Source organism: Amycolatopsis sp. cmx-4-83 (assembly GCF_046548815.1).
In the GTDB taxonomy this organism is placed as follows: domain Bacteria; phylum Actinomycetota; class Actinomycetes; order Mycobacteriales; family Pseudonocardiaceae; genus Amycolatopsis; species Amycolatopsis pretoriensis_A.
The window spans coordinates 267,365-289,166 of the sequence record NZ_JAEBEF010000005.1 but is presented as its reverse complement, the minus strand read 5'-3'; the positions used below and the strand labels follow the sequence as shown (position 1 = coordinate 289,166).

31 protein-coding genes are annotated in these 21,802 nt (G+C 72.2%); 15 read left to right on the top strand and 16 right to left on the bottom strand.

Annotation, left to right across the window (positions count from 1 at the left end):
- Positions 1 to 12: 12 nt before the first annotated feature.
- Positions 13 to 414 (top strand): OsmC family protein, encoded by a 402-nt coding sequence (locus ACLJQM_RS17145; RefSeq protein ID WP_247019230.1) that lies wholly within the window; start codon positions 13 to 15, stop codon positions 412 to 414.
- Between the two features lie 3 nt (positions 415 to 417).
- Here the strand turns inward: ACLJQM_RS17145 and ACLJQM_RS17140 are convergent, their stop codons facing one another.
- Positions 418 to 603: a hypothetical protein gene (locus ACLJQM_RS17140; protein WP_410632001.1), complete on the bottom strand. Its 186-nt coding sequence runs from the start codon at positions 601 to 603 to the stop codon at positions 418 to 420.
- A complete protein-coding gene (locus ACLJQM_RS17135) occupies positions 604 to 1,002 on the bottom strand; it encodes a hypothetical protein (protein ID WP_410632000.1) in 399 nt (132 codons plus the stop codon).
- 182 nt (positions 1,003 to 1,184) lie between these two features.
- On the opposite strand from ACLJQM_RS17135, the gene ACLJQM_RS17130 reads away from it, so the two are divergent.
- On the top strand, positions 1,185 to 1,319 hold the full coding sequence (locus ACLJQM_RS17130; RefSeq protein WP_410631999.1) for a hypothetical protein: 135 nt from the start codon (positions 1,185 to 1,187) through the stop codon (positions 1,317 to 1,319).
- Positions 1,320 to 1,369: 50 nt separating this feature from the next.
- On the opposite strand, the gene ACLJQM_RS17125 is transcribed toward ACLJQM_RS17130, so the two are convergent.
- From ACLJQM_RS17125 to ACLJQM_RS17115, 3 genes are all read right to left on the bottom strand, one after another.
- Positions 1,370 to 1,711 carry a hypothetical protein gene (locus ACLJQM_RS17125; protein WP_247019234.1) on the bottom strand — a complete coding sequence of 114 codons (342 nt, stop codon included), beginning with the start codon at positions 1,709 to 1,711 and terminating at the stop codon, positions 1,370 to 1,372.
- Between the two features lie 161 nt (positions 1,712 to 1,872).
- Complete coding sequence (locus ACLJQM_RS17120; RefSeq protein ID WP_410631998.1) at positions 1,873 to 3,924, bottom strand: ATP-dependent DNA helicase; 2,052 nt, start codon at positions 3,922 to 3,924, stop codon at positions 1,873 to 1,875.
- Positions 3,925 to 4,005: 81 nt separating this feature from the next.
- Entirely contained in the window at positions 4,006 to 4,593 is a 588-nt protein-coding gene (locus ACLJQM_RS17115; protein WP_247019239.1) for a biotin transporter BioY, read from the bottom strand.
- 207 nt (positions 4,594 to 4,800) lie between these two features.
- Here ACLJQM_RS17115 and ACLJQM_RS17110 point away from each other — a divergent pair, with 207 nt between their 5' ends.
- Positions 4,801 to 5,418, top strand: a complete 618-nt coding sequence (locus tag ACLJQM_RS17110) for a choice-of-anchor P family protein (protein ID WP_410632185.1) — start codon at positions 4,801 to 4,803, stop codon at positions 5,416 to 5,418.
- 66 nt (positions 5,419 to 5,484) lie between these two features.
- Here the strand turns inward: ACLJQM_RS17110 and ACLJQM_RS17105 are convergent, their stop codons facing one another.
- Genes ACLJQM_RS17105 through ACLJQM_RS17095 form a run of 3 tightly spaced genes read right to left on the bottom strand, consistent with a single transcriptional unit; the run spans position 5,485 to position 8,035 of the window.
- A complete protein-coding gene (locus tag ACLJQM_RS17105) occupies positions 5,485 to 6,129 on the bottom strand; it encodes a bifunctional 4-hydroxy-2-oxoglutarate aldolase/2-dehydro-3-deoxy-phosphogluconate aldolase (RefSeq protein WP_410631997.1) in 645 nt (214 codons plus the stop codon).
- The gene (locus tag ACLJQM_RS17100; RefSeq protein ID WP_247019244.1) at positions 6,126 to 6,704 is read right to left on the bottom strand and encodes an isochorismatase family protein; all 579 of its coding nucleotides are present in this window, start codon (positions 6,702 to 6,704) and stop codon (positions 6,126 to 6,128) included. Before ACLJQM_RS17100 ends, ACLJQM_RS17105 begins: the two co-directional genes overlap by 4 nt.
- A gap of 29 nt (positions 6,705 to 6,733) precedes the next feature.
- A complete protein-coding gene (locus ACLJQM_RS17095; RefSeq protein WP_410631996.1) occupies positions 6,734 to 8,035 on the bottom strand; it encodes a nicotinate phosphoribosyltransferase in 1,302 nt (433 codons plus the stop codon).
- Positions 8,036 to 8,109: 74 nt separating this feature from the next.
- On the opposite strand from ACLJQM_RS17095, the gene clpS reads away from it, so the two are divergent.
- From clpS to ACLJQM_RS17080, 3 genes are read left to right on the top strand one after another with little or no spacing between them, the layout of a single operon-like run.
- Positions 8,110 to 8,409 carry an ATP-dependent Clp protease adapter ClpS gene (gene clpS / locus ACLJQM_RS17090; protein WP_360765569.1) on the top strand — a complete coding sequence of 100 codons (300 nt, stop codon included), beginning with the start codon at positions 8,110 to 8,112 and terminating at the stop codon, positions 8,407 to 8,409.
- Positions 8,406 to 8,963 carry a DUF2017 domain-containing protein gene (locus ACLJQM_RS17085; RefSeq protein WP_360765571.1) on the top strand — a complete coding sequence of 186 codons (558 nt, stop codon included), beginning with the start codon at positions 8,406 to 8,408 and terminating at the stop codon, positions 8,961 to 8,963. Before clpS ends, ACLJQM_RS17085 begins: the two co-directional genes overlap by 4 nt.
- The gene (locus ACLJQM_RS17080) at positions 8,960 to 9,940 is read left to right on the top strand and encodes a P1 family peptidase (protein WP_360765574.1); all 981 of its coding nucleotides are present in this window, start codon (positions 8,960 to 8,962) and stop codon (positions 9,938 to 9,940) included. The genes ACLJQM_RS17085 and ACLJQM_RS17080 overlap by 4 nt, the downstream gene beginning before the upstream one ends.
- A gap of 1 nt (position 9,941) precedes the next feature.
- Here the strand turns inward: ACLJQM_RS17080 and ACLJQM_RS17075 are convergent, their stop codons facing one another.
- Positions 9,942 to 10,085: a hypothetical protein gene (locus ACLJQM_RS17075; protein WP_410631995.1), complete on the bottom strand. Its 144-nt coding sequence runs from the start codon at positions 10,083 to 10,085 to the stop codon at positions 9,942 to 9,944.
- 304 nt (positions 10,086 to 10,389) lie between these two features.
- On the opposite strand from ACLJQM_RS17075, the gene ACLJQM_RS17070 reads away from it, so the two are divergent.
- The 3 genes from ACLJQM_RS17070 to ACLJQM_RS17060 all read left to right on the top strand — a co-directional run bounded on the left by ACLJQM_RS17070 (position 10,390) and on the right by ACLJQM_RS17060 (position 12,089).
- Positions 10,390 to 10,797, top strand: a complete 408-nt coding sequence (locus ACLJQM_RS17070; protein WP_247019256.1) for a Mov34/MPN/PAD-1 family protein — start codon at positions 10,390 to 10,392, stop codon at positions 10,795 to 10,797.
- 65 nt (positions 10,798 to 10,862) lie between these two features.
- Positions 10,863 to 11,135, top strand: coding sequence for a MoaD/ThiS family protein (locus tag ACLJQM_RS17065; protein ID WP_020640924.1), 273 nt, complete (start codon positions 10,863 to 10,865; stop codon positions 11,133 to 11,135).
- Positions 11,136 to 11,138: 3 nt separating this feature from the next.
- The gene (locus ACLJQM_RS17060; protein ID WP_360765580.1) at positions 11,139 to 12,089 is read left to right on the top strand and encodes a PLP-dependent cysteine synthase family protein; all 951 of its coding nucleotides are present in this window, start codon (positions 11,139 to 11,141) and stop codon (positions 12,087 to 12,089) included.
- A 1-nt stretch (position 12,090) separates the two neighbouring features.
- On the opposite strand, the gene ACLJQM_RS17055 is transcribed toward ACLJQM_RS17060, so the two are convergent.
- Positions 12,091 to 12,918, bottom strand: a complete 828-nt coding sequence (locus ACLJQM_RS17055; protein WP_410631993.1) for an MBL fold metallo-hydrolase — start codon at positions 12,916 to 12,918, stop codon at positions 12,091 to 12,093.
- A 9-nt stretch (positions 12,919 to 12,927) separates the two neighbouring features.
- Between ACLJQM_RS17055 and ACLJQM_RS17050 the strand changes: the two genes are divergently transcribed.
- Complete coding sequence (locus ACLJQM_RS17050) at positions 12,928 to 13,644, top strand: aspartate/glutamate racemase family protein (protein WP_410631992.1); 717 nt, start codon at positions 12,928 to 12,930, stop codon at positions 13,642 to 13,644.
- Here ACLJQM_RS17050 and ACLJQM_RS17045 read toward each other — a convergent pair.
- Positions 13,602 to 14,453 carry an arylamine N-acetyltransferase family protein gene (locus tag ACLJQM_RS17045; protein ID WP_396126666.1) on the bottom strand — a complete coding sequence of 284 codons (852 nt, stop codon included), beginning with the start codon at positions 14,451 to 14,453 and terminating at the stop codon, positions 13,602 to 13,604. The two genes, ACLJQM_RS17050 and ACLJQM_RS17045, sit on opposite strands and share 43 nt — an antisense overlap.
- A gap of 93 nt (positions 14,454 to 14,546) precedes the next feature.
- On the opposite strand from ACLJQM_RS17045, the gene ACLJQM_RS17040 reads away from it, so the two are divergent.
- From ACLJQM_RS17040 to rdgB, 5 genes are read left to right on the top strand one after another with little or no spacing between them, the layout of a single operon-like run.
- Positions 14,547 to 15,185 carry a rhomboid family intramembrane serine protease gene (locus tag ACLJQM_RS17040; protein WP_410631991.1) on the top strand — a complete coding sequence of 213 codons (639 nt, stop codon included), beginning with the start codon at positions 14,547 to 14,549 and terminating at the stop codon, positions 15,183 to 15,185.
- Positions 15,182 to 15,988: a glutamate racemase gene (gene murI, locus ACLJQM_RS17035; RefSeq protein ID WP_410631990.1), complete on the top strand. Its 807-nt coding sequence runs from the start codon at positions 15,182 to 15,184 to the stop codon at positions 15,986 to 15,988. The genes ACLJQM_RS17040 and murI overlap by 4 nt, the downstream gene beginning before the upstream one ends.
- Before the next feature lie 29 nt (positions 15,989 to 16,017).
- Entirely contained in the window at positions 16,018 to 16,785 is a 768-nt protein-coding gene (locus tag ACLJQM_RS17030; protein WP_247019268.1) for an MBL fold metallo-hydrolase, read from the top strand.
- Between the two features lie 24 nt (positions 16,786 to 16,809).
- Positions 16,810 to 17,586, top strand: a complete 777-nt coding sequence (gene rph, locus ACLJQM_RS17025) for a ribonuclease PH (RefSeq protein WP_160694094.1) — start codon at positions 16,810 to 16,812, stop codon at positions 17,584 to 17,586.
- On the top strand, positions 17,583 to 18,191 hold the full coding sequence (gene rdgB / locus ACLJQM_RS17020) for an RdgB/HAM1 family non-canonical purine NTP pyrophosphatase (protein ID WP_247019269.1): 609 nt from the start codon (positions 17,583 to 17,585) through the stop codon (positions 18,189 to 18,191). Before rph ends, rdgB begins: the two co-directional genes overlap by 4 nt.
- A 20-nt stretch (positions 18,192 to 18,211) precedes the next feature.
- Here the strand turns inward: rdgB and bcp are convergent, their stop codons facing one another.
- The 5 genes from bcp to ACLJQM_RS16995 form a co-directional block, all read right to left on the bottom strand.
- Entirely contained in the window at positions 18,212 to 18,685 is a 474-nt protein-coding gene (gene bcp / locus ACLJQM_RS17015) for a thioredoxin-dependent thiol peroxidase (RefSeq protein WP_247019270.1), read from the bottom strand.
- Positions 18,686 to 18,802: 117 nt separating this feature from the next.
- On the bottom strand, positions 18,803 to 19,348 hold the full coding sequence (locus ACLJQM_RS17010; RefSeq protein ID WP_410631989.1) for a hypothetical protein: 546 nt from the start codon (positions 19,346 to 19,348) through the stop codon (positions 18,803 to 18,805).
- A gap of 193 nt (positions 19,349 to 19,541) precedes the next feature.
- Positions 19,542 to 19,724, bottom strand: a complete 183-nt coding sequence (locus ACLJQM_RS17005; RefSeq protein WP_247019272.1) for a hypothetical protein — start codon at positions 19,722 to 19,724, stop codon at positions 19,542 to 19,544.
- 134 nt (positions 19,725 to 19,858) lie between these two features.
- Positions 19,859 to 20,746, bottom strand: coding sequence for a hypothetical protein (locus ACLJQM_RS17000; protein WP_247019273.1), 888 nt, complete (start codon positions 20,744 to 20,746; stop codon positions 19,859 to 19,861).
- Positions 20,747 to 20,796: 50 nt separating this feature from the next.
- Positions 20,797 to 21,690, bottom strand: a complete 894-nt coding sequence (locus tag ACLJQM_RS16995; protein ID WP_360765605.1) for an AraC family transcriptional regulator — start codon at positions 21,688 to 21,690, stop codon at positions 20,797 to 20,799.
- Positions 21,691 to 21,802 lie beyond the last annotated feature (112 nt).

Genomic DNA, 21,802 nt, shown 5'->3' with positions numbered 1-21,802 from the left:
GTTGGAGCGGGCATGGGACTCGAGGTTCAGCGCGACGGCAAGCACGCGTTCGTGGGGCGCAACGACCGGGGCGCGGAGGTCCGGCTGGGCCGGGCGGGCGCCGAAGGGGCGTTCTCGCCCGCGGAGCTGCTGCAGATCGCGGCGGCGGGCTGCAGTGCGGTGACCGCGGAAGAGCTGATCACGCGGCGGATCGGCGAGGACTCGAAGTTCCGCGTCAGCGTGACCGCCGACCGGCGTGAGGGCGCCTCGGAGCTGGACGCCGTGCACGTCGCGTTCGACGTCGACGTGTCGACATTGGCGGCGGACCAGCGCGAGGCGCTGGCGGGCGCCGTGGATCGCGCGATCGAGCGGCTGTGCACGGTGAGCCGGACGCTGAAGAAGGGGATCCCGGTGACGGAGGAGTTCCCGGTCTGACCGTCAGCCGGCGAGGCTCAGGACCTGCGCGCCCTGGTCGATCCAACCGCCCGCGCCGAGGTGGTCCTTGGCGTAGACGGCGCCGCACGGGGTGACGATGGCGATGCGGGTCTGCCCGACGGCCACGTCCGTCGCCTGCGCCGCCTGGTTCAGCCAGCCGCCGGCGCCGAGCGTGTCCTTGGCGTACACCTAGTTGTCCGGCGTGAGGATGGCCAGCTGGCCGGTGAGACCGACGACGACCTTGACGGCCGCCGTTCCTTGATCGAGCCAGCCGTCGGCGCCGAGATCGTCCTTGGCGTACACCTGGTGATCGGAGTTGAGCAGCGCCTGACGTGGGCCGCCGTCGGACACGGCGATCGCCCGGGTGCCCTGGCCGAGCCAGCCGCCGCTGAGCCCGTCCTTCGCGTAGACCTCGCTGTCGGGGGCCAGGACGGAGACGCGGTTCTGCCCCGCGGATGCGAGGTCTTTGAAGTGGATGAAGTGGCTGGGCCACTGCGCGTCGCCGGCGGTGATGGCCCGCCAGCGGAACGGTCCGGTGGCGTAGTTGTCTTCGGAGATGACCAGGTTGGTGCCGTCCCAGGCCTCCACCTAGGCCACGTGCCCGTCCGGCGAGGCGCCACCCGAACTCGCGTCCCACTGGGCGATCGCGCCGACGGCCGGGGAGCCGTTGACCGGCGGCGGCGTTCGCGGCCCACTGCCAAGCGTTGCCCAGCTGGTAGGCGGGGGTGGGCGCGCCGTTGACGGCCGACAGCACGTAGGCCGCGTAGTTCGTGCAGTTGTGGCCGCCGGCGATGCAGGTGGCGTACGAACTGCCGGAACACAGCACCGTCACGCTGGCCGAAGCCGATCCCGCACCGGTGATCGCGGCCACCAGAGCCACCGCGAAAGCCGTGCCGAAGAGCTGATCGCCTTCGCAGTCGACGGGGGTGGTGGATCTGTTACGCGGGGGGTCGCGTCAGTTCTGGGTGGATTCCCAGACGACGTAGGCCTGGTCGGCGTCCGTCGTCATGGCCTCGATGAACTTCTCGTTGTCGAAGCCCGGCAAGGCCTGGAGGCGCTCGATCAGGGCGTCGGCCGCCGGGTCGCCGCTCGGGACCGCGGTGCCCTTGCCTTCGGTGTCGACCAGCATGAAGAACACGTCTTCGTTCCACGGGCCGTCGGGGATCACGCGGACCATCACCGACGACAGGCCGGCCCACGTGACAGCTTCTTCGCTGCCGTCCGCGAGACGCCGCCGCACGCCGGTGTCGTCGACACTGACGGTCCGGGACTGTGCGCTGGACGAATCCTGGGTCAACCGGTGCTCCCTTGTTGCTGTGCCGCTGGTACCAATCCGACCACAGCCACGGCCGCATGACTTCCGTAGCGGCGGTTACGTCCCCCGTGGGGGGGCGGCCTGCTTTTGGCCGGATTGGTACCGGGGTTGCTTCACCGTACCGGTCGGTCCTGTGGACCGCGTCACGCGGGCGCGGCTGCGTCGAGCCGGCGCAGGGCCTCGCGCACCACCTTCGGGTCCATCGTCGGCCAGAACGGCGGCAGCGACGCACGGAGGAATCCGCCGTAGCGGGCGTTCGCCAGCCGCGAATCCAGCACCGCGACCACCCCGCGGTCGGTGACCGAGCGGTGCAGGCGGCCGGTGCCCTGCGCCAGCAGCAGCGCCGCGTGCGTGGCCGCCACGGTGAGGAACCCGTTGCCGCCGCGGGCTTCCACCGCGCGCTGGCGGGCCGAGGACACCGGGTCGTCCGGGCGCGGGAACGGGATCCGGTCGACGACCACGAGCTGCAGCGACGGCCCCGGCACGTCGACGCCCTGCCACAGGGACAGCGTGCCGAACAGGCACGTGCGGACGTCCTCGGAGAACTTCTGGACCAGCAGCGACGTCGAATCCTCGCCCTGGCAGAGGATCGGGAAGTCGAGCCGCCCGCGCATCTCCTCGGTGGCCTGCTTGGCGGCGCGCATCGAGGAGAACAGGCCCAGCGTGCGCCCGCCCGCGGCCTCGATCAGCTCCGCCAGTTCGTCCATTGTGGACGACGCGAGGCCGTCACGGCCCGGCGGCGGGAGGTGCTTGGCCAGGTAGAGGATGCCGTTGCGCTTGTGGTCGAACGGCGAGCCGACGTCCAGCCCGGTCCACTTGGGGCCCTTGTCGGCGTCCGACGGCACTTCCTTCTCCGTCGCGGCCCCCGGCGCCTGCTCGACGCGGGCCGCGGCCGGCGGGAGACCCCACTGGCGCGCCATGGTGTCGAACGTGCCGCCGAGGGTGAGCGTCGCCGACGTCAGGATCGTCGTGTGCTGGTTGAACACGCGCTCGCGCAGCAGGCCGGCGACGCCGAGCGGCGCCACCTTCAGCGCCGGCGGCCGCGGGTTGGAGGAGAACTTGTCGCCGGACAGCCAGACGACGTCGCGCTGGTGCGCCTGGTCGTCGTCGAACGCCTCCAGGAGCCGGACCGCGGTGTCGTGCACTTCGTCGAGCAGCGAGCGCGCCAGCTTGCGCGCCGTCGCCCCCTCGACGTCCTCCTTGCGGTCGGAGCCGAGCGCGGTGATGCACGCGTGCGCGGCGTCGCGGATCGCCGGGATCGCGCCTTGGAGCGGCCGCGGCAGCTCGTCCAGCCGGCCCGCGGGCAGGTCGTCCACGATCAGCGCCAGCCCGTCACCCGCCTCCAGCAGGCCGTCGGCGACGTCGGCGTCGATCAGCTTGCCGCAGCGGCGCGCGGCCGACGCGCACATCGCGCTGGTCAGCTCGCCGGTGGCGACCGAGGTGACCCGGTCGACCAGGTCGTGGGCTTCGTCGATGATCACCACGTCGTGGTCCGGCAGCACCTGGTAGCCCTGCAGGGCGTCGATCGCCAGCAGCGCGTGGTTGGTCACGATGACGTCGGCGCGGCCGGCCTCGGCGCGGGCCTTCTCGGCGAAGCAGTCCGTGCCGATCGGGCAGCGCGAAGCGCCGAGACATTCCTTCGCCGTCACGGAAACCTGGCGCCACGCCTGGTCGGTGACGCCGGGGACGAGCTCGTCGCGGTCGCCGGTTTCGGTGTCCGACGCCCATTCCCGCAGCCGCGTGACCTCCTTGCCGAGGCGCGACACCGCGAACGGGTCGAAGAGCTGGGCGTCCTCCGGCTCGTCCGGCGCGCCGGAATCCAGCCGGTGCAGGCACATGTAGTTGCGGCGGCCCTTGAGGATCGCGAAGGTCGGTTCGCGGCCCAGCGGCTTCTTCAGCGCCTTCGCCAGGCGCGGGAGGTCGCGGTCGACCAGCTGGCGCTGCAGCGCGATCGTCGCCGTCGAGACCACGACCGTGGCCTCCTTCTGGACGGCGTGGCGGATCGCGGGGACGAGGTACGCCAGCGACTTGCCGGTGCCGGTGCCCGCCTGCACGGCCAGGTGCTCGCCGGTGCGGATGGCACGCCCGACGGCGTCGGCCATTTCGACCTGCCCTGGGCGTTCGGCACCACCGACGGACTCCACCGCGTGGGTGAGGAGTTCGAGGACGCCGGGGAAATCAGTTCGGGCGGGCACAGCGACACACATTAGCCGCCGGGACCGACAGGATCGGTGATCCGTCGCGAACGGGCCGCTCGCGCCGGATCACCGAGAGCGTCAGTCCTGCTTGCGGCCCGAGACGAGCTTCCAGGTGAGCGGCAGCAGACCCGCCGCCACGACGATCTTGATCGCGTCCCCGACGAGGAACGGCGTGACGCCCTTGGCGAACGCCGTCGACAGGTCGAACCCGGTCGACGCCATCAGCCACGGCACGCCGAACGCGTAGATCACGAGGTTGCCGAGCACCATCGTGCCCGCGGTGCGCACCGGCGTCCGGTCGCCGCCGCGGCCGGCGAGGGCGCCGACCAGCGCGCCGGCGAAGACGAACCCGACGATGTAGCCGGCGCTCGCGCCGGACAGGCCCGCGGTGCCGTGCTGGAACCACGGCACGCCGACGGCGCCGACCAGCAGGTAAACCAGCATCGACGCGGCACCGCGCGACATGCCGAGCGACGCGCCGACGAGCAGCGCGGCGAACGTCTGGCCGGTCATCGGCACCGGGCTGCCCGGCACCGGGATGGTCAGCTGCGCGGCGGCGCCGGTGAGCACGGCACCGCCGGCGACCAGCGCGATGTCCCGGACGAGCGAGCCGGGGACGAGGTCGGCCAGCACGGGCCGCTTGCCGGCGAAGGACAGCGAAGACACGAAACCTCCCTGGGTGAGCAAGTCGATCGAGGTTAACGCTCGTTACCGCCGCAAAACCCGCGAAGTTGCGTTCCTCACCGGCCACCCGTCCGGGTGGACCCGATCAGGTGCGCCACCGGGCCTGCCGATGACGAGAGGGGTAACTACGAACTGTCACGTGACCGAGGAGGCCGGTGCATGCGAAACGCCAGGAAGAGGACAGTCCGGTTGCTGGCGGTGACGACGCTGACCGCGCCGCTCCTGGCCGCCGCGGCACCCGGGACCTCCACCGGATGGGCGTCTTCGGGCTCGCTGGACGTGACCATCGACAACGAGCACGTCGTCACCGGTGAGCTGGCGAAGTGCACCGTGGACGGGCCGTACAGCGCGCGAACGCAGGGTGGCGCGACGGGCGACGTCGCCGCGTTCGGGATGGGCGAGTCCGGCTGCGGGCGCTCGGGGGCCGTCTCGGTCGCGCAGGCGTCCGGGCACCGGTTCGAGGCCACCGTGCTCAAGCGCTACGGCGGCCCGGTGATCACCGTGCGCACCTTCTCCGCGAAGTGCGCGACGAGCGAGACCGGCAGCGGCGGTGAGGTGTCCATCGGCGCCGTTCAGGGGATTAATGTGCCCGCGCAGATCCCGCCGAACCACCGGATCGTCATCCCCGGCGGGGCCGCGGGCACCGCGCTGGCGACGGTGGTCCTCAACGAGACCGTGACGCCCCAGCCGCCGGACGGCAGCCTGGTGACGCACGCGGTGCACATCGAGCTGTTCCCGCAGGGCGGCCCGGCCAGCGGCGACATCTACCTGGGCACGGCGGCCTGCGACCCGTACGGGAAGAAGTAGCGCGGCACTTTCACGTGAAAGTGCCGCTTTGTGGCGCAAAGCGTAGCTTTCACGTGAAAGTGCGGCTCACACCGTGGTGAAGCGGGAGGCCGCTGCGACGAACTCGCCCGCGCGGGTGGCCAGGTCCGGGAGGCTGCCGCCCGGGCTGAGCGCGTCGCCCAGCAGTGGCGTCGCGGCCGCGACCGCGATCGCGCCCGAGCGCAGGTAGGACTCGACGTCGGCCAGGTGGACGCCGCCGGTCGGGACCAGCGGGACGTCCGGCAGCGGCGCCCGGACCGCGCGCAGGTACGCGACGCCGCCGGCGGCCGCGATCGGGAACACCTTCACCGCGGCCGCGCCGAGGCGCCACGCCTGGTCGATCTCGGTCGGCGTGAGCGCGCCGCAGACCACCGGGGTGGCCAGTTCGGCGGCGCGTTCCAGCACCGCCGGGTTGACCGTCGGGGTGATCAGGTACGCCGCGCCCGCGTCGACCGCGGTGTCCACATCGGACGGTTCGCGGACGCTGCCCGCGCCGATCAGCGCGTCTTCGCCGAGGGCCAGGCGCAGCGCGGTGATCGCCGCGGGCGCGCCCGGCGTCGTCAGCGTCGCTTCGAGCAGGCGGACGCCCGCCGCGTGCAGCACCATCGCCGCGTCGGCGAACCGCGACGCGTCCGAAGCGCGCAGGATCGCGACGAGCCGGTGTTCCGCCAGCGCGACCCGCAGGTCCTTCACGAGGCCGGCGGCACCGCGGCGGTGCCCGTGTAGGAGACGCCCGCCTCGTCGAAGTCCTTCAGCGTCGCGTCGACGGTCGGCTGCGAGCCGCCGACCGTCAGGTCCAGCAGCACCCGCACGCCGAAGCCCGCCTTCGCCGCGTCGAGCGCCGTCGCGCGGACGCAGAAGTCCGTCGCGATGCCGACGACGTCGACATCGGTGACGTCGTGCTCGCGCAGCCACGCCTCCAGGGACTTCCCGTCGCGGGCCGCGCCCTCGAAACCGGAGTAGGCGGCGCTGTACTCGCCCTTCGAGAACACCTCGCCGATCGGGACGACGTCGAGCGCGGCGTGGAACGACGCACCCGGCGTGCCGGCGACGCAGTGCACCGGCCAGCTGTCCTTGAAGTCGGGCGTCTCGCTGAAGTGGTCGCCCGGGTCGATGTGGTTGTCCCGGGTGGCCACCACGTGGCTGTACCCGCCCTCGGCGGCCTGCTTCGAGATGCCGGCGGCCGCGGCGGCCCCGCCCGGCAGGCCGAGCGAACCCCCTTCGCAGAAGTCGTTCTGCACGTCCACCACGATCAGCGCGGTCCCCATGGTCGGACTCCGTTTCAGAGACAGTGTCTTCACAAAAACTGTGTCGGGATGGCGGGCTCGCCGTGCGAGAGCTTGAGGCCCTCCCACGGCAGGCTGACCAGGCCGCGGCGCAGCCGTTGCCTGGCATCGTCGAGCGTAGGCAGGTCGGCCTCCGTGCGGCCAGCGCGGATCAGCGGGATCTGCAGCGGCCGGTCGTTGGCCTCGGGGGCCGGCGCAGTCGCCGCCGTGGTCCAGACGACCTCCTCGACCGCCGTGCCGGTGCCGCGGTGGCGCCGCAGCGCGGACTTGCGGCCGCCGCGGGACTCCTTGTGCGCGCTGCGCTTGGCGACCGGCTTGCCGTCCACCTCGACCAGCTTGTAGACCATGCCGGCGGTCGGCGCGCCGGACCCGGTGACCACCGAGGTGCCGACGCCGTACGCGTCCACCGGCTCCGCGCGCAGCGCCGCGATGGCGTGCTCGTCGAGGTCGCCGGAGACGACGATCCGGGTGTCCTTCGCGCCGAGGGCGTCCAGCTGCTCGCGGGCGCGGCGGGCGAGCGGGCCGACGTCGCCGGAGTCGATCCGGATCGCGCCGAGCTCCGGGCCGGCGACGCGGACCGCCGTCTCGATGCCGGCGGTGATGTCGTAGGTGTCGACCAGCAGCGTCGTGTCCGCGCCCATCTTCCCGACCTGGGCGCGGAAGGCCGCTTCCTCGCTGTCGTGCAGCAGCATGAAGGCGTGCGCGACGGTGCCGCGCGTCGGGATGCCGTAGCGGCGGCCTGCCTCGAGGTTGGACGTCGTCGCGAAGCCCGCCAGGTACGCGGCGCGCGCGGCCGCGACCGCCGCGTACTCGTGCGTCCGGCGCCCGCCCATCTCGATGATCGGGCGGCCGTGCGCGGCGCCGGACATCCGGGCCGCCGCCGACGCGATCGCGCTGTCGTGGTTGAGGATCGACAGGACCAGCGTCTCCAGCAGCACGCACTCGGCGAACGAGCCGGTGACGGTCAGGATCGGCGAGCCCGGGAAGTACAGTTCGCCCTCGGCGTAACCGTCGAGGTCACCCGAGAACTCGTAGCCGGCGAGCCAGGACAGCGTCGCGTCGTCGACGACCGCGGTCGCTTCCAGCTGCGCCAGTTCGGCGTCGGTGAAGCGGAAGTCCGCGATCGCGTCGAGCACGCGCGCGGTGCCCGCGACGACGCCGTAGCGCCGCCCGGCCGGCAGCCTCCTCGCGAAGACCTCGAACACGCAGGGCCGCTCGGCCGTCCCGTCGGCGAGCGCGCTGCCCAGCATGGTCAGCTCGTAGTGGTCGGTGAGCAGCGCAGTGCTGGCCGTGACCGGCTCCGGTGAACCCATGGGGTCAGCCTATTCACCCACATGGCCGGACCTGGCGCGGCGTACCCCGTGACCCCCGTGACACCATGGGGTGCATGTCCACGCCTGTCGCATCCGAACAGACGCAGGTCGAGCCGGCCGGCGCCGAAGTCGCCGAGCCGGACACCCCCTGGCGGACCGTGGTCTGGAACGACCCGGTGAACCTGATGTCGTACGTGACGTACGTCTTCCAGAAGCTGTTCGGCTACAGCCGCGACCACGCCACCAAGCTGATGCTCGACGTGCACCAGAAGGGCAAGGCGATCGTGTCGTCCGGCAGCAAGGAGAAGGTGGAGACGGACGTGGCGAAACTCCACGCCGCCGGCCTGTGGGCCACCATGGAGCAGACCTCGTGAACGGCTGGCGGCGCAAGGGCGCGGTCATCCACGCCGGGTTCGAGCAGCAGGAAGCGGCCGTCCTGCGCGGGCTCGTCAGCCAGCTCGAGGACATGCTCACCGCGCGCGCCGAGGAGGCGCCGCAGGACGAGCTCGCCGAGCTGACCGGCATCCGGACCGGGCCCAGCGAGTCCCCGGACGACCCGGTGCTCTCGCGGCTGCTCCCGGACTTCCACAAGCTCGACCCGGACAACCCGACCCGCGAAGACCTCGACTCGGCGTCGGCGATGCGCTCGCTGCACGAACCGGAGCTGCTGGACATCAAGGTCGGTGTGGCGAAGATCGTGCTCGACACGCTGCCCCGCGACGGTGGCCACGTCCGGCTCACCGAAGAGCAGGCCGACGCCTGGCTGGGCGCGCTCAACGACGTCCGGCTGGCGCTGGGCACGGCGCTCGACGTCACCGAAGACATGCCCGACGAGCTGCCCGAGGACGACCCGCGGGCGCCGCACCTGGGCGTCTACCACTGGCTGACCTGGGTGCAGGAGACGCTGATCCAGGCGCTGACGGGATGATCACCGACGTCCCCGGCGTGCTGGTCGGGCACCACGAGCGGGTCGGCGACGGCTGGGCCACCGGGACGACGGTGGTGCTGGTCCCCGGCGGCGCGGTCGGGGCCGTCGACCAGCGCGGGGGCGCGCCCGGCACGCGGGAGACGAACCTGCTGGAGCCGGAGAACCTGGTGCAGCGGGTCAACGCGGTGTGCCTGTCGGGCGGGTCGGCGTACGGCCTGGCCGCGGCGGACGGCGTGATGCGGTGGCTCGCGGAGCGGAACCTGGGTTTCCCGGTCGGTGCGCAGCCGCACGAGGTGGTGCCGATCGTGCCCGCGGCGGTGCTGTTCGACCTGCCGCGCAGCGAGTGGGGCAACCGGCCGGACGCGTCCTTCGGGTACGAAGCCTGCTCGGCTGCCGCTCCTTCGTTCGCGGAGGGGACGGTCGGTGCGGGTGCGGGGGCCGCCGTGGGGTCGTTGAAGGGCGGGATCGGCTCGGCGAGCGAGGTCGTCGGCGAATTCACCGTCGGGGCGCTGGCGGCGGTCAACGCGGCGGGCGAGGCGGTGGACCTCTCGACGGGCCGGGCCTACGCGGCCGACCACGGGGACTTCGGCGTGACGTGGCCTTCGCGGGCCGCTTCGCTGCCATCTCGCCGGACCGACCTGAACACGACGATCGGCGTGGTCGCGGTGGACGCGGCGCTGGCGAAGGCCGAGGCCCGGCGGATCGCGGTCGCGGCCCAGGACGGGCTGGCGCGGGCCGTGCGCCCGGCGCACACGATGTTCGACGGCGACACGGTGTTCGCGCTGGCCACGGGCGAGCACGAGCTCCCGGACGCGAGCGGCCCGTTCGGCGCGGCGGCCCGCCCGGCGGCGTTGGACGCGCTGTGCTCGGCGGCGGCGCGGGTGTTCGCGCGGGCGATGGTGCGCGGCCTGCTGGCGGCCACGACCGCGGGCGGGGTGCCGGCCTACCGGGACGTGTGGCCGGAAGCGTTCGGCTGAGTCACAGGTCGGGCAGCGGGTCCGGGGGCAGGTCGCGGGCGCCTTCGAGGTTGGCCGCGCGGACGGCGCTGACGTACTCCTCGTCGATCTCCAGGTGCAGTTCCGCCACGGTGAGGACCGGGCCGAGGGACGGGTGAACCTCCACCGGGCCGATCTCGGTGCGGCGGGGAGCCGGTCGTAGACCGCCTTGGGCCGGTAGCGCCGGAAGCGGCCGCCGTAGAGGACGGTGATGCCGCGGTCGGTGACCACGACGAAGAAGGCGGCGCGGGTCCGGACGCCGTTGACGTAGAGCGAGATCCCCGGGATGAGGTACTGGATCCGCTCGCCGTCCCGGAGGAACTCGCGGCCGCGTTCGCGGGCGATCGACGGCATCGGCATGCCTCGAGTGTGCTCCTGAGCACAGCATCTCAAGATATGGATCGCTCGTGTCCACGACCTAAGATGTCGATGTGCTCCGGATTCGCCGTGAACTCGTCGACGAGATCGTCGCCCACGCCCGCCGTGACCACCCCGACGAGGCGTGCGGGGTGATCGCCGGGCCGGAGGGGTCCGATTCGCCCGAGCGGCTCATCCCCATGCTGAACGCGGCCCGCTCGCCGACGTTCTACGAATTCGACTCCGCCGACCTGCTGAAGCTCTACCGCGAGCTGGACGCGAACGACGAGGTCCCGGTGGTCATCTACCACTCGCACACCGCGACCGAGGCGTACCCGTCGCGGACCGACGCGAACATCGCGGCCGAGCCCGACGCGCACTACGTGCTCGTCTCCACCCGCGACCCCGAAGTGCACGAGTTCCGGTCGTACCGGATCGTGGACGCCGAGATCACCGAGGAGCCGGTCGAGATCGTCGACTGACGTCCCGGAATAAAGCGCCGCGCCGAGTGCGTCAGCGTCTAGGAAACCACCGGAGGTAAGAACCCATGGCCGTGACCGTCTCCATCCCGACGATCCTGCGCACCCACACCGGCGGCGAGAAGTCCGTCGAGGCGAAGGGCGCGACCGTGCTCGAGATCATCGACGACGTCGAGTCCCGGCACGCCGGCATCAAGGCGCGCCTGGTCAAGGAGGAGAAGCTGCACCGCTTCATCAACGTCTACGTCAACGACGAGGACGTGCGCTTCTCCGGTGGCCTCGAGGCCGAGGTCAAGGACGGCGACACCCTGACCATCCTGCCCGCCGTGGCCGGTGGCTGATCGATGGCTCGCTTCGAGTCCCTGCTCGACGCGCTCGGCGGCACCCCACTGGTCGGGCTGCCCCGGCTCTCGCCCACGCACGACGTGCGCCTGTGGGCGAAGCTGGAGGACCGCAACCCGACCGGCTCGATCAAGGACCGCCCCGCGCTGGCCATGATCCAAGCCGCCGAGCGCGAGGGCAAGCTCCGGCGCGGCTCCACGATCCTGGAGCCGACGTCGGGCAACACCGGCATCGCGCTGGCCATGGCCGCCAAGCTCAAGGGTTACGGGCTGGTCTGCGTCATGCCGGAGAACACCTCGACCGAGCGCAAGCAGCTGCTGCAGGCCTACGGCGCGCGGATCGTCTTCTCGCCCGCCGCGGGCGGCTCGAACGAGGCCGTCCGGCGGGCGAAGGAACTGGCCGAGGCCAACCCGGACTGGGTGATGCTCTACCAGTACGGCAACCCGGCCAACGCCGAAGCGCACTACCGCGGCACCGGTCCGGAGCTGCTCAAGGACCTGCCGACGCTGACGCACTTCGTCGGCGGCCTCGGCACGACCGGCACGCTGGTCGGCTGCGGGCGGTACCTGCACGAGGCCAAGCCGGACGTCCAGATCATCGCGGCCGAACCGCGCTACGGCGAGCTGGTGTACGGCCTGCGCAACCTCGACGAGGGGTTCGTGCCGGAGCTCTACGACCCCAGCGTGCTGAACGGGCGGTACTCGGTGGGCGCGTACGACGCGCTTCGCCGGACGCGTGAGCTGCTGGAGCACGAGGGCATCTTCGCGGGCATCTCGACGGGCGCGGTGCTGCACGCGGCGCTCGCCGTCGCCGAGAAGGCCGCGGCTCGCGGCGAAGCGGCCGACGTCGCCTTCGTCGTGGCCGACGCCGGGTGGAAGTACCTCTCGACCGGTGCTTACGCCGGTTCGCTGGACGAAGCGGCGGAGCGGCTCGACGGGCAGCTCTGGGCCTGAGCTACTCCGCTTTCCAGAGTTCGGGCAGGGCGAGGCCGACCCCGTCGGCCTCGGCCAGCCGCTCGAACGTCGCCATCGTGGTGCCCAGGTCGTCGAAGACCTTCGGCAGGAGCTTGAGCGGCTTGCTCAGCGGCCGCCAGAAGGCGTCCCAGTGCACCGGCCGGACGGTCCGGGCGCCGACCGCGCCGACGGTCTCCCGCCAGTACTCCTCGCGCCAGCCCTCGGTCTTCTTCCCCGCCGCGCCGATGCCGAGGTAGACCACGTCCGCGGGGTGGCCGGCCAGTGCGCCGGGCACGAAGTTCGCCGAGGCGTGGACCAGGACGCTGCCCGCCGCGTGGGCGATGTGGAACGAGTAGCAGCGCCCGGTCTTGAACGCCTTGGCCTTCGCCGGCGGCCGGACCGGCCCGGTGATCTCGCCGGGCACCCGGTCGCCGTCGCTGTGGCGGGCGTCGACGGGGGTCACGGTGAACGCCCCGAACTCCACCGGCTGCCCCGGAACCAGCTCCTCGAACGGCTCGTCCGCCAGGCCGTAGCCCTCCTGGATCCGCCGCGTCGACGGCGAGCCGCCCAGCGTGGCGCCGGTCAGCTTCGCCACCACCGGCGCGTCCAGTGCGTGGTCGACGTGCGAGTGCGAAACGAGGACGGCGTCCAGCTCCGTGACGCCGAGGCGGCGCAGGGCGTCGTCGATCCGGGCGCGGTCGGGCGCCACCCGTGTCGCCAGCTTGAGCACCGACGGCTGCGAGAAGAAGCCGTCGACCAGCACGGCCGACGCACCGTCGCTGACCAGCACGTTCGAGACCCCGGCAAACGCCGTCCGCAGTTCGGGCATGCTGTCATCATGAAGGTCATCGGGCTGCTGGGCGGGATGAGCTGGGAATCCTCCGGCGAGTACTACCGGCTCGTGAACGAACGGGTGAAAACCGTGCTCGGCGGGTTCCACTCGGCGCACACCGTGCTCTACTCCGTCGACTTCGCCGAAGTCGAGCGCATGCAGGCCGACGGCCGCTGGGACGACGCCGGCGCCGAGCTGAACCGCGCGGCCAAGGCGCTCGAAGCGGCCGGTGCCGACTTCGTCGTGCTCTGCACCAACACCATGCACAAGGTCGCCGACCGGCTCGAAGACGGCCTCGGCATCCCGCTGCTGCACCTCGCCGACGCCACCGCCGCGGCCGTGCGGGCCGCCGGGATCCGCCGGGTCGGCCTGCTCGGCACCGGGTTCACCATGGGACAGCCCTTCTACCGCGACCGCCTCGCCGCGCACGGCCTCGACGTGCTCGTGCCGCCGGTCGAAGACCGCGACCTCGTGCACCGGGTGATCTACGACGAGCTGGTGCTCGGGGTCGTCGAACCCGCCTCGCGCGAGGCCTACCGCGCGGTGATCGCGCGGCTCGTCGAGGCCGGTGCCGAAGGCGTCATCTACGGCTGCACCGAGATCGAGCTGCTGGTCGGCCCCGAAGACGCCTCGGTGCCGACCTTCCCCACGACTCGCCTGCACGCCGAAGCGGCGGTGGACTACGCGCTGGGCACCACCTCGCTGCCCTTGCCGCCGACGTGAGCCTCGTGCTGGGCGACGCACCGCCGCCACAGCCGCTCGCGCTCCTCGTCCGTGAACAGCGCCGCCGGGATGCCGTAGACGTCACCGGCGGCCGCCCACCAGTCGCCGGGTGACTCGATCAGCTCCTTGGCGCCGTGGCGGTCCAGCGTCAAGGCGCGCAAGGTGTCCACACCCGCCGCGTCCCGCCGTTGCAGCACGCAGACCCGCACGAACCCGGACTCCGGCGCGCTCGACAGCCAAGCGTGCTTCGCCGCGAAGTCGGCCATCTCCGCGACGCCCGGCGCGAAATCCATGCCGGTGAAGCTGCCCGAGGGGTCGTGCTCGAACCGCCAGCCGCCCGGCGCCACCGCGGACGGCCGCAGCCGGTAGGTGTGCGGGCCCTGCACGTAGGTGCCTTCCCGGAGGGGGAGCGGCTCGTGCGGGCCGTCGCCGAGACCGGTGTCGGCCAGCCACGCCGTCTCCGGCGCGTCCGGCAGCCCGGTGACCGTCAGCGCCAGGTGGTTCCGGTCGACGTTCGGCGCGTCCGCCGCGCTGCCCTGCACCCCGCCCAGGTGCCGGGTCACCCGGTAGCCGAGGGCGTGCAGCAGCGCGGAAAAAGCGCCGTTGAGGTGGTAGCAGTACCCGCCGCGGCCGCGCAGGATCCGCGCCAGCGAGGCCGCCGGGTCGAGCGGGGTCGGCCGCCCGAGCTGGACCTCCAGCGCTTCGTAGGGCACGCGTTCGACGTGCGCCGCGTGCAGCCGCCTCAGGGCGGCGAGGCTCGGCGGCTCGGGATCGAGCCCGAGCCGCGCGAGGTAACCGGTGACGTCCATGCCGCGCACGCTAGCGGCGGGCACCGACAAAACCGCCGGATCAGGGATTTCACCCGAGGCGGAGCCGCCCGGCCCGGACGTAGCCTCGAAAGCGTGAGCACACCGATCCCCGCCCCGGAAACCGACGCCGCCAAGCGCGTGCTGCCGCCGCGACCGAAGGCGGCCGCGCTCGTCGCGCTGTCGTTCACCCTGCTGCTCTACCTGGTCGAGCTGGTGGACGTGATCCTGCCCGGCGACCTGGACCAGGGCGGCATCCGTTCGCGGGAGCTGTCCGGGCTGGACGGCGTGCTGTTCGCGCCGGTGCTGCACGCCGGCTGGTCGCACCTGTTCGCGAACACCGTGCCGGTGCTGCTGTTCTCCTTCCTCGCGATGGCCGCCGGGATCGGCCGGTTCGCTCTGGTCACGGCCATCATCTGGGTGGTCTCCGGGCTCGGGGTGTGGCTGATCGGGCCGGCCAACGCGGTCACCGTCGGCGCGTCCGGGCTGGCTTTCGGCTGGCTCGCCTACCTGCTGGTGCGCGGCATCTTCAACCGCGCGGCCGGGCAGATCCTCGTCGCCGTCGTCCTGCTGGGCGTGTGGAGCGGCATGCTGGCCGGGCTGCTGCCGGGCAACCCCGGCGTCTCCTGGCAGGGTCACGTCTTCGGCGCGCTCGCCGGTGTCCTCGCCGCGTGGCTGACCAGCCGCCGGTCGCGCAAGGCCGTGCCGGCGGCAGCAGGTAGCCTCGAAGCGTGACGTCTCCGCCCGCTGATGCCCCGATCGGCGTGTTCGATTCCGGCGTCGGCGGGCTGACGGTCGCGCGGGCGATCCTCGAGCAGCTCCCCGACGAGCAGCTCCGCTACGTCGGCGACACGGCGCACAACCCCTACGGCCCGCTCCCGATCGCCACCGCGCGCAGCTACGCGCTCGCGGCGCTCGACGAACTCGTCGAGAGCGGCGTGAAGGCGCTGGTGATCGCCTGCAACACGGCGTCCGCGGCCTGCCTGCGCGACGCCCGTGAGCGCTACGACGTCCCCGTGATCGAGGTCGTGCTGCCCGCCGCGCGCCGTGCTGTGGTCGCGACGCACACCGGCCGCGTCGGCGTCATCGGCACCGAGGGCACCGTGCGGTCGCGGGCCTACGAAGACGCGTTCGCCGCGGCGCCCGCCATCACGCTCACCAGCGTCGCCTGCCCGCGGTTCGTGGACTTCGTCGAGCGCGGCATCACTTCCGGCCGCCAGGTGCTCGGGCTCGCGCAGGGCTACCTGCAGCCGCTGCTCGACGCGCAGGTCGACACGCTCGTGCTCGGCTGCACGCACTACCCGCTGCTGCAGGGCGTGCTGCAGATCGTGATGGGCCAGGAGGTGACGCTGGTTTCGAGTGCCGAGGAGACCGCGAAGGACCTCGTCCGCGTGCTCACCGAACTCGACCTGCTGACCACGCGCGACACCCCGCCGCGGCACGAGTTCGTGGCCACCGGCTCGGCCGAGCCCTTCGCCCGGCTCGCCCAGCGGTTCATGGGCTTCGCGCCGGGTGTCCTCGCTCCCACCACCGCGTGATCGGGGCGGCGGACGCTTAGGGTGTCGAGGTGCGACTGACCATCCTCGGGTGCTCCGGCAGCATCCCCGGGCCGAACGCGGCCGCGTCCGGTTACCTGCTCGAAGCCGAGGGCTTCCTGCTCGGCCTCGAACTCGGCAACGGCACGCTGGCGCAGCTGCAGGCCGTGGCCGACCCGTTCGACCTGGACGCCCTGGTGCTCACGCACCTGCACCCCGACCACTGCGCCGACGTCAGCGCGCTCACCGTCCTGCGGCGCTACCACCCGGCGCCGCCGTACCCGGCCCGGCCGCGCCTGCTGCCGCTGTACGCACCGCACGACGCTCCGACGCGGTTGGCGAACGCCTACGCGCCCAACGAGACCGAGCGGGCCAGCACGGACCTTTCGGACGTCTACGCGTTCCGCCCGCTGCGGCCGGAGCCGTTCCGGATCGGCCCGTTCGACGTCGTCGCGGTCGAGGTCGACCACCCGACCCCGGCGTACGGCCTGCGCATTTCCTACGGCGGCCGGATCCTGGCGTTCACCGGCGACACCGGCCCGTGCGCGGCGCTGAACGAGCTCGCCGACGGCGTCGACCTGCTGCTCGCGGAGGCGTCCTGGACGGATTCCGCGGAGCGGCCCGCGGGCGTGCACCTGTCCGGCAAGCAGGCCGGCGAGCTGGCGCGCGACGCCGGAGTCGGCAGGCTGCTGCTGACGCACATCGCGCCGTGGACCGACGCGGGCGCGGTTCTCGCGGAGGCGTCGGCCGAGTTCGCCGGGGCCGAGGTCGTCAAGCAGGGTGCCGTCTACGACGTGTGAGCGGTGCGGTCCTAGAGTGCTCCCGTGGCTCGAAAAGATGGCAGGAACGACGACCAGCTCCGTGACATCAAGATCACCCGGGGGTTCCAGCAGTGGCCGGCGGGTTCGGTCCTGATCGAATTCGGCAACACGCGGGTGCTGTGCGCGGCGAGCGTCACCGAAGGCGTCCCGCGCTGGCGCGCCGGCTCCGGCCTCGGCTGGGTGACGGCCGAATACGCGATGCTGCCGTCCGCGACCAACACCCGCGGCGACCGTGAGTCGGTGAAGGGCCGCATCGGCGGGCGCACGCACGAGATTTCGCGGCTGATCGGCCGTTCCCTGCGCGCCTGCATCGACCTGGCGGCGCTGGGCGAGAACACGATCGTCATCGACTGCGACGTCATCCAGGCCGACGGCGGCACCCGCACGGCCGCGGTGACGGGCGGGTATGTGGCCTTGGCGGACGCGATCACGTGGCTGGGCGCGGCGAACCGCCTGAACGACCCGCAACCGCTGTCGTCCTCGGTGGCGGCGGTGAGCGTCGGCGTGGTGGACGGCCGCGTGCGGCTCGACCTGCCGTACGAGGAGGACTCGCGCGCCGAGGTCGACATGAACGTGGTGGCGACGGACGCCGGGACGTTGATCGAGGTCCAGGGGACGGGTGAGGGGGCCACCTTCGCCCGGTCCACTTTGGACAAGATGCTGGACATCGCGCTGGCGGGGTGCGAAGAGCTGACCCGGTTGCAGAACGAGGCTTTGGCCCTGCCGTACCCGGGTGAGCTGCCGGAGCCGCGTCCGGACAAGAAGAAGGGGTCGAAGTGACGAAGCTGCTTCTGGCCACTCGGAACGCCAAGAAGCTCGGGGAGCTTCGGCGGATCCTCGAGGCCGAGGGGATTTCGGGGATCGAGGTGCTCGGTCTCGCCGATGTGCCCTCGTTCCCGGAGGCGCCGGAGACTGCTCCGGACTTCGAGGGCAATGCTGTCGCGAAGGCCCGTGATGCCGTTGCGGCTACTGGGTTGCCTGCCATTGCGGACGACTCGGGGATCGCTGTCGATGCTTTGAACGGGATGCCTGGGGTGCTTTCGGCCCGCTGGTCGGGCAAGCACGGCGACGACGAGGCGAACCTGGATCTGGTGCTGGGGCAGCTCGGGGATGTGCCGGATGAGCGTCGTGGGGCGCAGTTCGTTTGTGCTGCGGTGCTGGTGCTGCCTTCGGGCGAGGAGACCGTGGTCCGCGGCGAGTGGCGTGGGTCGCTCGTGCGCGCGCGGCGGGGGACGAACGGCTTCGGGTACGACCCGATCTTCCGGCCGGACGGCGAAAGCCGGACGTCGGCGGAGATGGAGCCGGCGGAGAAGGACGCGTTGTCGCACCGGGGCAGGGCCCTGCGAGCCCTGCTCCCGGCGCTGCGGGAGCTCGCGGAAGCCTGACGGCGTCCGCGAGCTCGGCGTCAGGCGGCGAGGCCGAGGTCGCGGATCAGCTTCGCCACGTGGCCGCTCGCCCGGACGTTGTACCAGGCGTGCGCGATCTTGCCCTCCGGGTCGACCACGAACGTCGAGCGGATCACGCCCAGGTACGTCTTCCCGTAGTTCTTCTTCTCGCCGTACGCGGCCCACGCCTCGATGACCGACTTCTCCGGGTCGCCCAGGATCGGGAACGTCAGCTTCTCGTTCTCCGCGAACTTCGCCAGCTTCGCCTGCGTGTCCGGGGAAATGCCGATGACGCGGTAGCCGGCGTCGTTCAGCTCGGCCAGGTTGTCGCGGAAGTCGCAGGCCTGCTTCGTGCAGCCCGGGGTGCTCGCCGCCGGGTAGAAGTAGACCACCACGGACTGGCCGCGGAAGTCGTGCAGGGACACGTCCTTGCCCTCGCTGTCGGGCAGGGTGAAGTCCGGGGCTTCGTCACCCGGGGAAAGACGCTCGGTCATGGCCCGAGCGTACTGCGCCGATTGTTACCCATCCGACCGGCAGCCACGGCGGAACGGGTGCCGGTGAGCGGGCCGGCTCCGGTTTGTGTCCGCCTGCTTTCGGCCGGATGGGTAACGTCACGCGGGACCGCAGTAGGTGACCGCGGCGGGTTCGGTCGCGCTCGGGCGCAGCTGCAGGCGCAGCTGGGTCTGCTCGCGCGGGACCGCGAACGCCAGCGTGATGAGCACCGACCGGCCCGGCAGCACGTCCTTGCCCGCGTCGGTGATGCCGGTGAAGCCCTGCGTCGTGTCCACGACCTGCTTGACCGCGGTGCCCGACGACGTCGCGGTGACCGTGAGGCCCGAGAGCTTGTACGTCGTCGCGCCTTCGTTCGTCAGCTGGATGTCGAACGCCGCGCCGCGCGGGCTCTGCGGGTACGCCGACGGGCTGGGGCGGAACGACTTCGGGGAGCCGACCGAGATGGCCAGGCCGCTGGCGAACTGGTGGTCGGCGCCGAACTTCAGGTCGTTGCCCGCCTGCGAGGCCGAGGCACCGGCGCCCGCCGGGGATCCCGCGACGCCCAGTGCCGCGGTTCCGGTCTGCGTCGACGGGACCCCGCACGCCACCGCCAGGCCGAGCAGTCCTGAGGTGAACATGATCTTGCACGTGCGCGCGAGCGCCATCGCGGGTACTCCAGTCGGCGGTTCGGGGGTGCCGTTCGGCAACGGGGGATTGCCGGGCGAACCCGCTCCACTCTGGCCGTGATCGCGCGTGGTTACGAGGCGCGACGGGGGGTTGTCGCGCACCTGGTGCCACCCCGTGGCCAATCCGTGACCGGAACGGCACCGGTGGTGACAATCACTGCCCACATGCCACTTAAACGGCGACGGCGAACAACAGGATGAAGATCGCCACGCCGGCCACCCACGCGGCCATCAGCCAGCCGAAATCCCGGATCGGGTCGACCGCGCGGCTCTCTTCGCCGGGCACGTAGACGCCGCGCTTCTCGAACCAGTCCGCCCAGCGGGCGAACCAGCCGAACAAGTTGCGCGACGACATGCTTCACCTCCGGCCCGGGTACCTGGAGTCACAGTACGGGTTCGGCCGCGGCCACCGAAAGGCACGTAATCGCTTACCGGCCGTGACTCGACGTGCCACGGCTGAGTGAACGCCGTCGTCGCTGGTGTAGATCTTCAGAGGACGCCGTTGCGCTGGAGCACCGACACCGCGCGGACGGTCGCGTAGCCGCGCCATTCCAGCTCCGCGGCGGGCGAATAGTTCGCGAAATCGACCCGCCAGCCACCGTCGTCCTGTTGTTCTCCGGCGAGCCGTCGCAGTTCGCCCTCGACGACGTCGTCCTTGAACAACGCGCGGGCCGGGCGGTCCGGCAAGGGTGCGAAGTCCAGCGCGCGCAGGGTTTCGCCGTCCGACCCGCCGGCCACCGGGGCCAGGCCGTCGGGCGGGACGAACGCGGCCAGGTGGTCCAGCAGGCCGGGTGCCTCCGGGTGGAGGTCGTGGGCCGCGTCCACGAACTGCACCGCGAACGACAGCTCGATCGCGTGCGGCGCTTCGGAAAGCTCGCGGATGGCGCGGAAGCAGTACCGGGTCGCGGCCGCGAGCCACGGGTGTTCGCGCACCGAACGGTCGTGGCGGGCGACGCGCAGGGCGACGCCGGCGGTGAACGCGGTGCTCTGCAGGGTGGCGACCGCCGGATCGGCCTGCGCCCAGAACGGCGCGCAGCCCGCCGGGTCCGCGACGGGGACGGCGAAGGGCAGGCCGCCGTCGGGCAGGGCGACCGACGCGAGCCAGTCGCAGAGCTTCGCCGCGTGCGGGGACGTGCCGGGCGCGACGTCCTCGAAGACCTCGAAGGCGTGCAGCGCGCCGCCGGGCTGGCTCTCCGCCGCGCGCAAGTCCGGCTCGAGGCCCCAGCCGTAGCCGCCGTCGGGATTGCGGTACCCGTCGACGGCGGCCAGCACGGCACCGACGTCGGTCTGACCCCGGAGCAGTTCGAAGCGACGGCGGTCGAGGAGGCGGGCGTGCGTCGCCATGAACGACGCCGCCGCGGGAAGGTTCACGGACATGCGCTCAGCGTCGCACCCGGCGGGGGCGGCCGTCTTGAACGGATCGGCACTCAAGGCAGCTGCGGCCCCGCGGGCGCGGCGGCCTCCCGCAGCCGGGCCGCGTCCTGTCCGGGTGGGGCGCCGAACAGGCGGCGGTATTCGCGGTTGAACTGCGACGGGCTGTCGTACCCCACGAGGTGCCCGACGCCCGCGACGTCGCCCGCGTCCGCCAGCAGCAGGGAACGGGCCTCCTGGAGGCGGATGCGCTTCTGGAACTGCAGCGGGCTCATCGCCGTCACCGCGCGGAAGTGGCGGTGGAACGCCGAGGCGCTCAGGTCGCTCAGGCGCGCGAGTTCCTCGATGCGCATGGGCTCGGCGTAGTTGGACCTGATCCAGCGGATCGCCCGGCTGACGTGCGACAGGCCGCTGTCCGCCAAGCCGATCTGGCGCACCAGGCCGCCGTGCGGGCCGGTCAGCAGGCGCCAGAGGACCTCGCGCTCGATCAGCGGGGCCAGCACCGGGGCGTCGGCCGGGTGGTCGAGCAGGCGCAGCAGCCGCAGCGCCGCGTCGAGGAGTTCCGGGGTCGCGTCGCCGGTCGCGATCGGGGACGGCGGTGGGGTGCGGGACCAGCGCCCGGGCGGGGACTCCAGCAGCAGCGGGGCGATCGCCGCCGGGCGCAGCGTCAGGCCGAGGCCGAGTGCCGGTGTTCGCGGGGTCGCGCCGACGAAGTGGCCCGTGACCGGCAGTTCGGTGCTGACCAGCAGGTACTGCCCGGCGCGGTACTCGTGGACGCGGTCGCCGAGCAGCAGCCGCTTGCCGCCTTGGGCCATGATGACGAACAGCGGCTCGGCCAGCGAGTGGTGCGGCTCGCTCGTGTCCACTTTGGACAGAAGCAGGCCGGGGACCGGCGTGCGCAGGTCGGCGTGCGCGTGGGCGGCGACGAGGTCCCGGATCTCGGTGAGCACCACTCCAGGAAACTCAAGTCGAGAGGATCGTGCAAGGGCGTTCGGGTATCGATCTACCAAATGCCCGGTTAACGCGGTTTCCTGGGTTGACCGATCCGACACGCAAGGAGAG